The following is a 13,255-nucleotide window of genomic DNA, read 5'->3' as shown; positions in this document are numbered from 1 at the left end:
TTTAATTCTAAATTGATGGGTCTTACAGTTGGTTACTAGTCGAAGAATGGACGAACCGTTAATATATTATATGAAATTCTCTCTACTTTAGAATATTTTTTAATGTTTAAAGCTCCGTGGATCTAAGACCACTTAAAACTGCTACATCTAATTTTTTTGCAGCCCTCTCATCATAAGTTTTTGCATACTCTGGTTCGACTGTTATTTTTGACCCATAAAACAATATATTTTTTACTTCATTAACTTCTACTTCTATACACGCTAATTTTAATGGAATCCCAGGCATTTGCTTTGTTAAAATTTTTGCATTTCCCGAGATACTATAAACTGTTTCATTTGAGAATAAGCTTAATGATACCCCTTCAACCTCTTCGATATTCGATATAATTGCTGATCTTTGATCAACTGCAAAACGAATCGTCTTATCGTCTAAAGCAACAAGCCAAGAAATTGCATTCGTAACTGGTGCATTCTTTTCGGAGTTAAAAGTACTTAAAAAAACAATCTTTTCTTTATTACAATCTTCTAACAAGCTTGGTGATAATGTTTTCTCAATACTGTTTGCCATCACTATTTCATCTCCTTCAAATAAAGAGTATACTAATATAATTCAAAGTTTATTGAAAACTTCCTGCTAAAACCACTGTTTTCTAAAAATATATTCTAAAACCTGTTATAATTATGTTAACTTAAGTTCCATATATAAGGAGAGAAATTTCACATGAGAGTTAAATGCATGATTTGTGATAAAAGCGAATCTATTAGCGATGAATCACCTATTGCAAAAAAATTAAGAAATCGTCCTATCCATACATATACATGCTCTGAATGTTACGATCGAATTAAAATAAAAACAGAACAAAGAATTGCAACAGGAAATTTCCGTTTCTTAAAACCGGTAAAGGACAATGACGAGTGGTAATTAAATCTTGAAGAAATTGAAGTCAATTTGGCTTCTTTTTTTTGAGAAAAAAAGGAGTTAGCATTCAAAATGTTATTGAAAACATCTCATTTTTTTAAGCTACGTAAAAAAACCTAGATTAATTTCTAGGTTTTTCAGAGTGTTGAAAGATATTGTAGTCAAAATTGAAAAATACATACATTATATGAATTTCTATGAATAAATAGTTTATTTATTATTGTTTTATCTAACATCTTATTGATAACCTATTTTAACTAACTTGCAAAAATTAAAATTTCTTACTTTTTTAATGATCATTATTTGTAAAGAATGTAAGTCGTTATCATAAGTTACAACTTGATTAATAAAGGATAATCCATTCGTTCAATTGACTATTTTTTTATTTTTAAGATTATTATTTTTTTATAAAGAACATGATTGGAACGAAAGGGTGCTCGACTCCTATGGGATTAGCGGGAAGGCTGAGACCCCGCAGGCGTAGCCGCGGAGGCTAAAGAATCTCGCCCCATGGAACGCGAGCACCCTGTAGTGGAAATCAATATGATACAACTTACTTATCAATGATAAATCAACAATTAATTGACAAATTCTTTTTTCAACAGCATGAAAAACCTAGATTAATTTCTAGGTTTTTAATACTTCTCTGGATTAACTTTTACTTGATCTAAAAAACAATCAATCATTTCAATTGGAAAGCGCGTAGTACGCTCTTTTTCTGCTTGTGTAAATGTAATTAAATAGAAATCTTCCATTTTTTCTATTTTTACGTTAGATACTTGATGATCGTCTTTTAAAATCGAATCAAACATCTCATACGTCTCTTTAGCAGCTTCATCCGAAGGTCTACCTTCATATATAACTTTTATCGTTAACCAATTATATAAAGCATCCTGAACAGATTTCATCTAAATACCAACTTTCTAAAAAGTTTACATTATGTAGTAGCATTATTCTTTTTTGATTGATGTAAACGAATCTTATATACCCCTAACACGAAGACACTTGCTAGTAATGCTTCAACAATTGGTATCCTTAAAGCTAAGAAAGTAAGGAAACTACATCCAATCATAAGCAAAACATAAATGATTAAACTTTTAAGGATGCTCAATTTTTTTGCGAAACCTAAATGATATACCACAATACATAATACAACAATTAAACCATATAATATCCACATTGAAAGATGAATATCATGAGTTATATTTATTAACTGTGTTATGACAAATTCAAATCCCTTTGGAGCCTTTTCCAAATCCATATCCCCCTATTAAATAATAAAACTAAATACTTCTATTCGTTTTTTGATCCGCTAATATTAATTTTTTGTACTTTGTCTACAAAAATGAAACCGACTATTTCTAGTCGGTTTTATTATATCATAATTATTTTAAAATTTATTTATTCTTGTTCAGCGAATTTTTTCTTTTTCGCTGCACGCTCACGCTCATTTTTATCAAGAAGCTTTTTACGTAAACGAATTGATGTTGGCGTTACTTCACAGTACTCATCATCGTTTAAGTATTCTAAAGATTCTTCAAGCGTCATAATACGTGGTTTTTTCATTGTTGTCGTTTGGTCTTTATTCGCTGAACGGATATTTGTAGCGTGTTTAACTTTAACAACGTTTACTGATAAATCATTATCACGGTTGTGTTCACCAACAATCATACCATCATATACATCTGTACCTGGCTCAAGGAAAATTATACCACGGTCTTCTAGACCCATAATTCCGTATGTTGAAGCTTTACCAGTTTCCATTGATACTAATACACCTTGACGACGTCCACCAACTTGACCTTGAATAGCAGGTTGGTAGCTATCGAATGAATGGTTAATGATGCCATAACCACGAGTTAAAGTTAAGAACTCTGTAGTATAACCAATTAATCCACGAGCTGGTACCATAAATGTTAAACGAACTTGGCCGTTACCATTATTCACCATATCTCTCATTTCACCTTTACGAGCACCCATTGATTCCATGATTGAACCAGTATATTCTTCAGGAACGTCAATTTGCACATGCTCAACTGGCTCACATCTTACACCGTCAATCACACGAATGATAACTTCTGGTTTTGAAACTTGAAGCTCATATCCTTCACGACGCATGTTTTCAATTAGGATTGATAAGTGAAGCTCTCCACGTCCACTAACGATCCATACATCAGGAGAATCAGTATTTTCAACACGTAAACTTACGTCTGTTTGAAGTTCTTGTAATAATCTCTCTTCAATTTTACGAGAAGTTACAAATTTACCTTCACGACCAGCAAAAGGTGAGTTATTTACTAAGAAAGTCATTTGAAGAGTTGGCTCATCAATACGTAAGATTGGAAGTGCTTCTTGGTGTTCAGCAGGACATACTGTTTCACCAACATTGATATCTTCCATACCAGATACTGCTACTAAGTCACCAGCTTTTGCTTCTTGGATTTCAATACGTTTTAATCCGATAAAACCAAACATTTTTGTAATACGGAATTGTTTAACTGATCCATCAAGTTTCATTAAAGCAACTGATTGACCAACTTGCATTGTTCCACGGAAAATACGTCCGATACCGATACGTCCAACATAGTCATTGTAGTCTAATAATGTTACTTGGAATTGTAAAGGCTCTTCACTATTATCGATTGGAGATGGAATGTGCTCAATAATTGTATCGAATAATGCATTCATATTTGGTTCTTGTTTAGCAGGATCAGATTCTAAGCTAGAAGTTCCGTTGATAGCTGATGCGAATACAACTGGGAATTCTAATTGATCTTCATCTGCACCTAATTCAATAAATAAATCGATTACTTCGTCTACTACTTCATCAGGGCGTGCGAAGTCACGGTCGATTTTATTTACTACTACGATTGGTGTTAAATGTTGTTCTAAAGCTTTTTTCAATACGAAACGAGTTTGTGGCATACATCCTTCATATGCATCTACAACTAAAAGAACACCGTCAACCATTTTCATGATACGTTCTACTTCTCCACCAAAATCGGCGTGTCCAGGAGTATCCATGATGTTAATACGTTTACCTTCGTATTGGATTGCAGTATTTTTAGCTAAAATTGTAATTCCACGTTCACGTTCTATATCATTAGAGTCCATTGCACGTTCATTAACGTTTTCGTTTGAACGGAATGTCCCTGATTGTTTTAATAACTCATCAACTAACGTTGTTTTCCCATGGTCAACGTGCGCAATAATTGCTATATTGCGTAAATCTTCTCTTTTTTTCAAAATATATTCACTCCTAAAATGTCTACACATCTATTTTCATTATTAACTAAAACATTATAGCACATGCACACGGAAATATATCAAGAAAATGTTTAATCAAAAATATAAATTATTAATAAATATTTAGGAAAGATTTATTTTTTTCAAATTTACATCCGATTCGACAAAGAGTAAAATAAGAATTATGAACAGGAGGATTCACCATGTCTAGCATAAAATTTAGACTTTTCTGCGTTGCAACTTTATCCGTAATCTTCTTAATTCTAGTTGGTATTATGCTAGCGGAACTAAGTACTATTGGCGCTATCATTTCACTAATTATTTCAATATCATTAGTTGGTTATGGTTTTTCATTACGTGCTAAATTAAAAAGGGAAGGTAAGTTATAATCTTCTTCTCTTTTTTTTGAACACTGTCTACTCACTAATAAAAGAAGGCAAGTTAGTAACCCAACTTACCTTCTTTTTATTATTTTTGTAGAAATTCGATATAATCAGTGAGTAATTCGTTATGAATCGAAGCGTTACTTACTAGCACTGAGCTTTTTTTAAGAATTGAAAGGCTTTCATTTTTGAGCGAAGTACATATTCCGCCAAGTTCTTCAACAATAATTTTACCCGCGGCAAAGTCCCAAGGTGATAATCTTGGAGTGATATATGCATCAACCCTTCCCATTGCCACATAGACCATTTCCATCGCTGCCGAACCATATGACCTACTTCCTCTAACTTTTCGAACAAGATTACTTAATTTTTCATGGTTTATATAACGATTTTTAGTTAACCAAATAGCATTAACAGCTACAATAGCCTCTTCAAGTACTACATTTTTCAAAGGTGTTAATTCAAGATCATTTAAATAAGCTCCCTCACCTTTTTTAGCAAAATATAGTTCATTATGTATTACATCCATTATAAAACCCATTTTACCGATTCCATTTTCATAAATACCTAACGAAATCATAAAATTACGTTTTTGGTGAACAAAATTCATCGTTCCATCGATTGGATCAAGAATCCACACAACTCCAGTTACTTGATCCAAATCATCGCCTTTACCTTCTTCACCTAGTAAGTAATGATTCGGAAATTTCTTTTTTATTTTTTCGTAAAAGAATTTTTCAATTTCTTCATCTTTATTTGTTACTAAGTCATTTTCGTTTGATTTCGTATTGATTGTTATGGAGTCGTATAAAGAGTTTTTAATATTTTCAGCTGCCTCTTGAAGCAAATGCCTCGCGAATTGTTCAATTTCTTTCCAGTCTACATTCATAATTAAACACTCCAAACTCTACGTGCTAAAACTTATATTTAATGGTTCTGTTTATCAGTTTACCAATTTTAACCTAAAAAAACCTAATGAAATGATTTTTATTTAAGATGAGGAACTATTTTGGAGGGTGGGCATACGATAGACCATTGGGCATTTAGCGGAAGATTTAGCGCACAGAAAAACGAACCTATTTAAAGGTTCGGTAAATAAACTCGCTAAGCTTCTAGACGAATTAATTCTAATCTTAATAATTCTAATTTCTTTTTAGATTCAATCATTGCTTCATTATCATTGACTGTCATAGCATCGAATAGTGTAGCTAGTTCGTAATCTAATTCTAATCTAAGTACAGGAATTCTCTTTTCTGCATCAGTTCTTTTTAACGCATTAATCACTTGTCTCATCATTATCCCTCCATAGAATATAAGTTGGCAAAACAAACTGTAAAAGTTAATTAACAAAATTTTCTGATTTTTATCTTGCTACTAATATATGTTGTTTAAGCTTATAATGTAACTATTTTATGAAGAAACATATTACCCATTTGTTTTGGACAAACATGGTATACTAATTAGATAATGTACTTAGGGGGTTCAAAAATGACTCAAACTTTTTTTAAAGAAAGTGATTTTGAAATATTTACAACTGACTCAACATTAGAAACTAGAATGAGTGCTATACAAAATGAAATTCAACCAAAATTCAAAGTAATTGAAGAAGAAATATTACCTTTTTTAAATGTACAAACTGATCAAAACTTTTTTGGCCATATTGCTAAGCATGCCAGGCGTACTGTAAATGCTCCAAAAGATACTTGGATTGCTTTTGCAACAAATAATCGTGGATACAAGATGCTTCCTCATTTCCAATTTGGACTGTGGGGTACTCACCTGTTTGTTTACTTTGGAATTATTTACGAAAGTCCAAATAAGCAATCGATTGCCATAAATTTTGAAAAGAATAAAAATAAACTTTACAAAATGATTCCGAAAGATTTTGTGGTATCTTACGATCATATGAAGCCTGATGTGATACAAAAAAGTCAAATGAATAAAGATGAATTCAATAAAGGTATTCAGAGATTTCATGATGTAAAAAAAGCAGAATACCTATGTGGAATTACAATTGCAAAAGATGAAGCAATTACACTTACAAAGGAAGAACTAATCCATCGTATTATAGAAACATATAATACTTTAATTCCTTTATACAAGATAAGTATAAACTGAATTAATATAAGTGTTGTTTAATTATACATATGTCAAAAACAAAAGTCTATGCCCATTCTTTACACATTTTTCGACAGGACGAAATATTAAATAGATTTATTTAAACAATAAATAGGTAAGAAAAGCCCATTAAAGGTAGCTAATGATCCTTTAATGGGCTTCTATTTTTTACTTTAGATTTTATTTACTATTTAATTCCTTATGATTAACTGATATCATACTACATTTTAATTTTATCACCAGGAGCACCATTTTTAGCTTTTTGCATGACTCTGTATGCAGAATAGCCAGATATCTCCTCTAACTCATTACATAATTTTTTTTCTTCTGCAATACTAGGTACAATTGATTTAAACTGTTTGTATGTAGCCATTAACACTTCACGATCTATTCCCTTTTCATACGCTTTTTCTACTGATGTGTAGAACTTTATTACCTCAATTGTCTCATCTGTTGTCCAATCATATGAAATTGGGTATTGGTAATCCATTTACTTCACTCCTACAATTTTCTAATTAATTCCATTTTAACACATTTTTTAATTTCCATTCTTATTTTAAAAATTGATATAATTTCATTCAGATGAATAAAATTTCATAACTTTATAATATTTTTCTATACAGAAAATTCATAGAATGATATAATCTTTTTGTTTTTCAAATGAAGGTAAGACAGTTTATAACTTAATGAGAGTAAACAGTTGAATTGTTTACAAACATATCACTTCCGAAAAACACTATTATTCATTAAATGGGGTGTATGTTAAATGAAACAAATTGAAACGCCGTTATTTTCTTCTTTATTAGACCATGCAAAGAAGAACCCTATTCAATTCCATATTCCAGGACATAAAAAAGGAAATGGAATGGATCCAACATTTAGAGAGTTTATTGGTGATAATGCATTATCGATCGATTTAATCAACATTGCTCCTTTAGATGATCTACATCATCCAAAAGGTAAAATAAAACAAGCACAAGATCTTGCAGCTAAAGCTTTTGGTGCTGACCACACATTCTTTTCAGTTCAAGGTACAAGTGGAGCGATCATGACAATGGTAATGAGTGTTTGTGGACCTGGCGATAAGATTATCGTCCCAAGAAATGTTCATAAATCTGTTTTATCTGCGATCATTTTCTCAGGCGCTACACCAATTTTTGTTCATCCTGAAATTGATAGTGAATTAGGTATTTCACACGGTATTACGACAAATGCAGTGAAAGAGGCCATTTTAACGAATCCTGATGCAAAAGCAGTATTAGTCATTAATCCTACATACTTTGGATTTGTAGCAGATTTAAAAAGCATTGTTGAATTAGCACATTCACATGGCTTAGCCGTATTAGTTGACGAAGCGCATGGTGTACATATTCATTTCCATAACGAATTACCAATCTCTGCGATGCAAGCAGGGGCTGACATGGCTGCTACGAGCGTACATAAGCTTGGTGGTTCTATGACTCAAAGTTCTATTTTAAATGTAAGAGAAGGCATTGTGAATGTCCACAGAGTACAATCTGTACTAAGTATGCTAACAACTACTTCAACATCTTATCTATTGCTTGCTTCACTAGATGTTGCAAGAAAGAGATTAGCAACAGTTGGTGAAGAATTACTTACGAATACTATTAGACTAGCAAATAATGCACGAAATAAAATTAATTCACTCAATGGTTTATATTGCCCTGGATATGATTTAGTTGGTAAAGAGGCTACATTCAACTTAGATCCTACTAAAATATTAGTCAGTGTAAAAAAACTGGGTATAACGGGCCATGATGTTGAAGTTTGGTTAAGAGAGCGATTTAATATTGAAGTTGAAATGTCTGATTTATATAATGTTCTTTGCATATTAACACCAGGTGATAGTGAAGAAGACATTCAGCAGTTAATTCATGCACTAGAAGTTTTAGTAACTGAATTTGACATCTCAGAGCGCAATACAAATTTAAACGTTGAGATCCCAACGATTCCAAATTTAGCAGTCTCTCCTAGGGATGCATTTTACTCCGAAACAGAATCTGTTCCACTTGAGGATTCTGTCGGTAGAATTATTGCTGAATTTGTAATGGTTTATCCACCTGGAATTCCAATCTTTTTACCTGGTGAAGAAATTACACTTGAAAATCTAGTTTATATTAAAAAGAATATTGAAGCAGGATTACCTGTTCAAGGCCCAGAAGACGAAGAATTATTAACGTTAAAAGTATTAAAATAATTAAAGTTTTATAAAAAGAAACTAGGAAATGAATCCTAGTTTCAGTGTGTAGACAAAGTATTAAAAACTTGACTTTCAGACTGATTGCAAGCGCTTGTCTTTCGAGGCGCGAAGCCTGGTGAGGAGCGGAGTTACCTTAGACGGTAATGAGCACCGCAGACAGGCGAAGCAACGAAAAAAGCGAGCGTTTGTCAACAGTCTGAAACTAGGAAATGAATCCTAGTTTTTTTTATTCTAAATCACATCTAAATTATATAGGCATATGATAGGTAAGGTAATTATATTGATTTCGCACAAAAAAATTGTTTTTATGTTAGGATGTGGACTAATTGATAGTCGTGAATAATAAAATTGTTCATGCTTCATTAAAAAATAGCGAAGATTCAAATAATAAACTTTATCAAGAAATATTGTCTAGTTTAACAAACAGTAAAAAGTCTCATATTTATAAATCGGACCGTGAATTATCTTTTGATTTGACAATCAGAACTTATGTACTTCAGGCTTCTAAAGATTTATTAACAAGCGGCATGCAATTTAGGACTTTTAGACGAGCATATTGTAATCCAATGTTTTGGATTCGCACACCTATGGGTGGTTTTAGACTTAGGCCAGGCATAAGAACTTCCATGGGAATTTATGATATTTTTCGTAACGGACAATTTTACGCAACAGAATGTGCAACTGCAATCATTATGATATTTTATAAAGCCCTTTTAGACATTTTCGGCTATGAAATTTTTGATCAACTATTCGATAATGGCATATACTTATACACTTGGAATTACGACCCTAAATTAGCTATTTTAACGGCTGAAGTTGATCGTCCAGCCCCTGGTGACGTTGTTTATATAAAAAATCCTGAAGTTGACCCAATGACTCCAGAATGGCAAGGAGAAAACACTGTTACTATGGGAAGTAATTATTATTATGGTCATGGTATCGGAATACGTTCATTACATGAGATTATTTACCATTTAAATATGCATAGATATCCTTTTGCGATGATTTCTGCCTTCTTAACAAATTTAAATACTAGAATTGACTCGAATGAAATGGCTCAATATTTAAAAGATAATTCAAAATTAATACCAGTTACAACAAGCGAAGCTTCATCCGATGTTATAACTGCAAGAATTGGAGATCAAACTCAAATTGCATAAAAGGAAAAGTGGGTGATTCTAATTGAGTCTCCCTTTTTTGTGATTTAATTAAATAAAAACATAAAAAACCACAAGGAAAAACGATCCCCTTGTGGAATTTCTCATTTATAGATGTCTATAGTTACTCTATTAGACTTTATGTTTTAATTAGTTATAATTAGCAAACTTCATGATCAGTTGGTTCACAATCTTCACAGTTTTTAACGTAAAGAGTTGTTACCTTTTCATCCTCGAAATGACCTACTGTTTTTTCACAACATTTACATACGAATGTCCCCATTTTTGTAACCCCTTTCATAATGTTGTATCAATTAACTAACTTCATTATAATGTGTTATACTTATTTACGCAAGTGGTAAATAAGTATAACTTAAATTTTCTAATACTAGATTATTCAAGGGGTTTTATAAGGTGAATGCGATTTAATTAGTATAACACATTTATTTTTTATTCATAACTCTCTTCTATACTTGGTGACGGTAGCCAGTCGGCTAAATATTCTGCGAGTTCCATTGCCTCTTCCTCACTTTTTAGTTTACATAAAAATTTCAACTGATTTGGAAATGAAACATCCTGTCGATCTAATACAATGCATTGTCTAGATTGCATGCAGATGACGAGTGGCTTTCCAAAGAACATGTTCGTATATACAATACCAATATCGTATCTAGTATCGTTCGTAACAAAGCCAACAAATCGGACTCTTACATTTTCGTGATCATCATATAATTTCTCAAACATTGTTTCACCCACTCCTCCGTTTTAGTATTGTAAGTTAATACATATGAAGAAAAAATTAAATTCATACCGAATACTTGTCTAAAAATTTGAAATAATGTTATGATAAAAACAGATTAATAGTGATGTTTTTCATAAAAACATCTTAGGGGGAAAATTTAAAAATGGTTCAACAAGCTACCATTCAATTAGTAGATAAATCAAAATACCAAGAAGCAAATTTAGATTTAATAAATAATTTAATAAATGATTACATACAATCTTCAACTAGGATCGGTCAACAAGTTGACTGGAATTATGAAAGGGTTTCCTTTCCTTACTCTATTTCAAATAAAAAATTAGATGACCAAGATGCACTTTATTTACAGAGCAATGATTCACGTTATAAACATTTTGTTGTTTCTATTCAAGATGATAAAAATATCGTGATTACTCTGTTACCAAACTCAACTTATGGTGATAAAGGCAAAGCAAATGAGCTATGTAGATATTTAGCTCAAAAAATTGAAGCAAAGCTTGAATTATTTAACAATCGAATCATGTATTTTTACAAACGATAATTTAAAATAAATTTACAATCGCCTGACAAAAGAAAAATACCGATGCATAAAAGCAAGTAATAATAATACTTGCTTTTCTTGTGTTTCCAACGTATTTTGCAATTAAATAAAGCTGGTAAAAGAATACTAGAAACAATATGACTTTAGAATATAATTGATCCCTTTTCGACAAGAATAATACAAATGAAAATCCTACCCAAAATAGTTGATGTATCATTAATACTATTAATTGTTTTCGCATCAATATTCCCACCAATCAATCATCAATACTAGAAAGTTTGTTTTTTAAACGTTATGCGAGACATGCCTTAATCATGCAAAAAAACCTCCTAACAAATAGGAGGTTGCAGACAATCGTTTTTTTTCGTTATTTTGCCATCGTATTGCCCTTAATGCATCTATGTTAACAAACTACTTTAAGCTTTGAATAAAGCGTTTTAAATGAATTTGAACAGTAAAAAACCTCCTATAAAATATAGGAGGTTTTTAAGTAATTATTTTAAAACATGGATTGGATGACCCATCGCTAATTCTGCAGCTTCCATTGAGATTTCACCTAATGTTGGGTGAGCGTGAATTGTTTGTGCAATATCCTCAACGCTCATGCAAGCTTCAATTGCAAGACCAAGCTCAGAAATGATATCTGATGCATTTACACCTGCAACTTGAGCACCAACTAGTACTCCATCTTCTATACGAGAAACTAATTGTACGAATCCATCAGTTGAATTTAGAGATAATGCGCGACCATTTCCACCGAATGGGAATTTCGCTACACTAACAGCTAATCCTTCTTCATCTGCTTGTTTTTTAGTATAACCAACAGTTGCTAATTCTGGATCAGTAAATACTACTGCAGGGATTGCTAAGTATTCGATTTGACTTGGCATACCACTGATTGCCTCAGCAGCAACTTTACCTTCATAAGAAGCTTTGTGTGCTAATGGAGGTCCAGCAATTACATCACCAATTGCGAAAATATTTTTAATTGTTGTACGAGCTTGTTGATCAGTCGTAATAACACCACGTTCGTTAATTTCAACACCGACATTTTCTAAGCCCATGTCACGAGAGTTCGGGAAACGTCCAACTGTTACTAATACGTAATCAGCTTCGATTTCTTTCATTTCGCCATTAGCTTCGAATTTAACTGTCACGCCATCTACAGTTTCTTCAACGCCTTTACCAAACGCTTTTGTTACGATATCTACATTACCTTTTTTCTTTAATCCACGTTTAACAATTGAACTCATAGATTTTTCAAAACCATTTAAGATTTCGTCACCAGCTTCAAGAATTGTTACGTGTGTACCAAAGTTAGCATAAGCAGTACCTAATTCCATACCAATATAGCCGCCACCAATAACAACTAATTTTTTTGGAATTTCAGGTAAGTTTAATGCACCTGTTGAATCGATTACACGGTTGCTCCATTTGAAACCAGGGATTTCGATTGGAGTTGAACCTGTTGCGATGATCGCATTGTTAAAAGTATAAGTTTGAGCTGATTCTTCAGTAATTACACGAAGAGTGTTAGCATCATTAAAGTAAGCTTCACCTTTAATAACTTCAACTTTGTTTCCTTTTAATAAGCCTGCTACACCGCCAGTTAATTTATTAACTACACTGCTTTTCCAAGCTTGAACTTTTGTAAAATCAACTTTTACATTTTCTGCTGTAATACCGATGTCTTCAGAATGCTTAGCTGTTTCATAACGGTGACCAGCAGTAATTAATGCCTTTGAAGGGATACAACCTACGTTTAAACATACCCCACCAAGATTACCTTTTTCAATTACAGCAACTTTTTGTCCAAGTTGTGCTGCACGAATTGCTGCAACATAACCACCAGGACCGGCACCGATAACGACCGTATCTAGTTCAATTGCAAAATCTCCTACTACCATTTA

The 13,255-nt window shown here is 32.3% G+C and carries 17 protein-coding genes; 6 read left to right on the top strand and 11 right to left on the bottom strand.

Annotated features, from left to right (window positions below):
* Positions 1–106 precede the first annotated feature (106 nt).
* Positions 107–568, bottom strand: coding sequence for a pyridoxamine 5'-phosphate oxidase family protein (locus ACFVRR_RS02320; RefSeq protein ID WP_097975678.1), 462 nt, complete (start codon positions 566–568; stop codon positions 107–109).
* A 153-nt stretch (positions 569–721) separates the two neighbouring features.
* On the opposite strand from ACFVRR_RS02320, the gene ACFVRR_RS02315 reads away from it, so the two are divergent.
* Positions 722–922 (top strand): YlaI family protein, encoded by a 201-nt coding sequence (locus ACFVRR_RS02315; protein WP_056468526.1) that lies wholly within the window; start codon positions 722–724, stop codon positions 920–922.
* A gap of 632 nt (positions 923–1,554) precedes the next feature.
* Here the strand turns inward: ACFVRR_RS02315 and ACFVRR_RS02310 are convergent.
* The 3 genes from ACFVRR_RS02310 to typA all read right to left on the bottom strand — a co-directional run bounded on the left by ACFVRR_RS02310 (position 1,555) and on the right by typA (position 4,168).
* The gene (locus ACFVRR_RS02310; protein WP_098846990.1) at positions 1,555–1,827 is read right to left on the bottom strand and encodes a hypothetical protein; all 273 of its coding nucleotides are present in this window, start codon (positions 1,825–1,827) and stop codon (positions 1,555–1,557) included.
* A 29-nt stretch (positions 1,828–1,856) separates the two neighbouring features.
* Entirely contained in the window at positions 1,857–2,174 is a 318-nt protein-coding gene (locus ACFVRR_RS02305; RefSeq protein ID WP_235821791.1) for a YlaH-like family protein, read from the bottom strand.
* A gap of 146 nt (positions 2,175–2,320) precedes the next feature.
* Positions 2,321–4,168, bottom strand: a complete 1,848-nt coding sequence (gene typA, locus ACFVRR_RS02300; RefSeq protein WP_098809266.1) for a translational GTPase TypA — start codon at positions 4,166–4,168, stop codon at positions 2,321–2,323.
* Positions 4,169–4,368: 200 nt separating this feature from the next.
* Here typA and ACFVRR_RS02295 point away from each other — a divergent pair, with 200 nt between their 5' ends.
* Positions 4,369–4,554 (top strand): DUF5325 family protein, encoded by a 186-nt coding sequence (locus ACFVRR_RS02295; protein ID WP_088013083.1) that lies wholly within the window; start codon positions 4,369–4,371, stop codon positions 4,552–4,554.
* A gap of 79 nt (positions 4,555–4,633) precedes the next feature.
* Here the strand turns inward: ACFVRR_RS02295 and ACFVRR_RS02290 are convergent, their stop codons facing one another.
* On the bottom strand, positions 4,634–5,437 hold the full coding sequence (locus ACFVRR_RS02290) for an inositol monophosphatase family protein (protein ID WP_387324252.1): 804 nt from the start codon (positions 5,435–5,437) through the stop codon (positions 4,634–4,636).
* A gap of 215 nt (positions 5,438–5,652) precedes the next feature.
* Positions 5,653–5,841 carry a hypothetical protein gene (locus ACFVRR_RS02285; RefSeq protein ID WP_056468536.1) on the bottom strand — a complete coding sequence of 63 codons (189 nt, stop codon included), beginning with the start codon at positions 5,839–5,841 and terminating at the stop codon, positions 5,653–5,655.
* Between the two features lie 195 nt (positions 5,842–6,036).
* Between ACFVRR_RS02285 and ACFVRR_RS02280 the strand changes: the two genes are divergently transcribed.
* Positions 6,037–6,666, top strand: coding sequence for a YktB family protein (locus ACFVRR_RS02280; protein ID WP_097975683.1), 630 nt, complete (start codon positions 6,037–6,039; stop codon positions 6,664–6,666).
* Between the two features lie 220 nt (positions 6,667–6,886).
* On the opposite strand, the gene ACFVRR_RS02275 is transcribed toward ACFVRR_RS02280, so the two are convergent.
* Positions 6,887–7,156 (bottom strand): UPF0223 family protein, encoded by a 270-nt coding sequence (locus ACFVRR_RS02275; protein WP_069035550.1) that lies wholly within the window; start codon positions 7,154–7,156, stop codon positions 6,887–6,889.
* Positions 7,157–7,432: 276 nt separating this feature from the next.
* Here ACFVRR_RS02275 and ACFVRR_RS02270 point away from each other — a divergent pair, with 276 nt between their 5' ends.
* Both ACFVRR_RS02270 and ACFVRR_RS02265 read left to right on the top strand, forming a co-directional pair.
* Positions 7,433–8,884 carry an aminotransferase class I/II-fold pyridoxal phosphate-dependent enzyme gene (locus tag ACFVRR_RS02270; RefSeq protein WP_387324247.1) on the top strand — a complete coding sequence of 484 codons (1,452 nt, stop codon included), beginning with the start codon at positions 7,433–7,435 and terminating at the stop codon, positions 8,882–8,884.
* Positions 8,885–9,222: 338 nt separating this feature from the next.
* Positions 9,223–10,047 (top strand): protein-glutamine gamma-glutamyltransferase, encoded by an 825-nt coding sequence (locus ACFVRR_RS02265; RefSeq protein WP_286133553.1) that lies wholly within the window; start codon positions 9,223–9,225, stop codon positions 10,045–10,047.
* A gap of 157 nt (positions 10,048–10,204) precedes the next feature.
* Here ACFVRR_RS02265 and ACFVRR_RS02260 read toward each other — a convergent pair whose 3' ends face one another.
* Both ACFVRR_RS02260 and ACFVRR_RS02255 read right to left on the bottom strand, forming a co-directional pair.
* On the bottom strand, positions 10,205–10,327 hold the full coding sequence (locus ACFVRR_RS02260) for a GapA-binding peptide SR1P (protein WP_097975691.1): 123 nt from the start codon (positions 10,325–10,327) through the stop codon (positions 10,205–10,207).
* Between the two features lie 167 nt (positions 10,328–10,494).
* Positions 10,495–10,788, bottom strand: a complete 294-nt coding sequence (locus ACFVRR_RS02255; RefSeq protein ID WP_097975693.1) for a DUF3055 domain-containing protein — start codon at positions 10,786–10,788, stop codon at positions 10,495–10,497.
* Between the two features lie 161 nt (positions 10,789–10,949).
* Between ACFVRR_RS02255 and ACFVRR_RS02250 the strand changes: the two genes are divergently transcribed.
* Positions 10,950–11,345 (top strand): DUF1885 family protein, encoded by a 396-nt coding sequence (locus ACFVRR_RS02250; RefSeq protein ID WP_387324242.1) that lies wholly within the window; start codon positions 10,950–10,952, stop codon positions 11,343–11,345.
* Between the two features lies 1 nt (position 11,346).
* Here the strand turns inward: ACFVRR_RS02250 and ACFVRR_RS02245 are convergent, their stop codons facing one another.
* Entirely contained in the window at positions 11,347–11,586 is a 240-nt protein-coding gene (locus tag ACFVRR_RS02245) for a hypothetical protein (RefSeq protein ID WP_387324239.1), read from the bottom strand.
* Positions 11,587–11,839: 253 nt separating this feature from the next.
* Positions 11,840–13,252 carry a dihydrolipoyl dehydrogenase gene (gene lpdA, locus ACFVRR_RS02240; RefSeq protein ID WP_387324236.1) on the bottom strand — a complete coding sequence of 471 codons (1,413 nt, stop codon included), beginning with the start codon at positions 13,250–13,252 and terminating at the stop codon, positions 11,840–11,842.
* Positions 13,253–13,255: the final 3 nt, after the last annotated feature.

The sequence above is a fragment of the Gottfriedia sp. NPDC057948 genome, from assembly GCF_042887255.1.
Classification (GTDB): domain Bacteria; phylum Bacillota; class Bacilli; order Bacillales; family Bacillaceae_G; genus Gottfriedia.
This window is presented reverse-complemented; position numbering and strand designations above follow the sequence as displayed.

Coding starts and splice junctions, on each gene's coding strand:
- ACFVRR_RS02320 (WP_097975678.1), bottom strand. CDS start 568: ATGGCAAACAGTATTGAGAAAACATTATCACCAAGCTTGTTAGAAGAT.
- ACFVRR_RS02315 (WP_056468526.1), top strand. CDS start 722: ATGAGAGTTAAATGCATGATTTGTGATAAAAGCGAATCTATTAGCGAT.
- ACFVRR_RS02310 (WP_098846990.1), bottom strand. CDS start 1,827: ATGAAATCTGTTCAGGATGCTTTATATAATTGGTTAACGATAAAAGTT.
- ACFVRR_RS02295 (WP_088013083.1), top strand. CDS start 4,369: ATGTCTAGCATAAAATTTAGACTTTTCTGCGTTGCAACTTTATCCGTA.
- ACFVRR_RS02290 (WP_387324252.1), bottom strand. CDS start 5,437: ATGAATGTAGACTGGAAAGAAATTGAACAATTCGCGAGGCATTTGCTT.
- ACFVRR_RS02285 (WP_056468536.1), bottom strand. CDS start 5,841: ATGAGACAAGTGATTAATGCGTTAAAAAGAACTGATGCAGAAAAGAGA.
- ACFVRR_RS02280 (WP_097975683.1), top strand. CDS start 6,037: ATGACTCAAACTTTTTTTAAAGAAAGTGATTTTGAAATATTTACAACT.
- ACFVRR_RS02275 (WP_069035550.1), bottom strand. CDS start 7,156: ATGGATTACCAATACCCAATTTCATATGATTGGACAACAGATGAGACA.
- ACFVRR_RS02270 (WP_387324247.1), top strand. CDS start 7,433: ATGAAACAAATTGAAACGCCGTTATTTTCTTCTTTATTAGACCATGCA.
- ACFVRR_RS02260 (WP_097975691.1), bottom strand. CDS start 10,327: ATGGGGACATTCGTATGTAAATGTTGTGAAAAAACAGTAGGTCATTTC.
- ACFVRR_RS02255 (WP_097975693.1), bottom strand. CDS start 10,788: ATGTTTGAGAAATTATATGATGATCACGAAAATGTAAGAGTCCGATTT.
- ACFVRR_RS02250 (WP_387324242.1), top strand. CDS start 10,950: ATGGTTCAACAAGCTACCATTCAATTAGTAGATAAATCAAAATACCAA.
- ACFVRR_RS02245 (WP_387324239.1), bottom strand. CDS start 11,586: ATGCGAAAACAATTAATAGTATTAATGATACATCAACTATTTTGGGTA.
- lpdA (WP_387324236.1), bottom strand. CDS start 13,252: ATGGTAGTAGGAGATTTTGCAATTGAACTAGATACGGTCGTTATCGGT.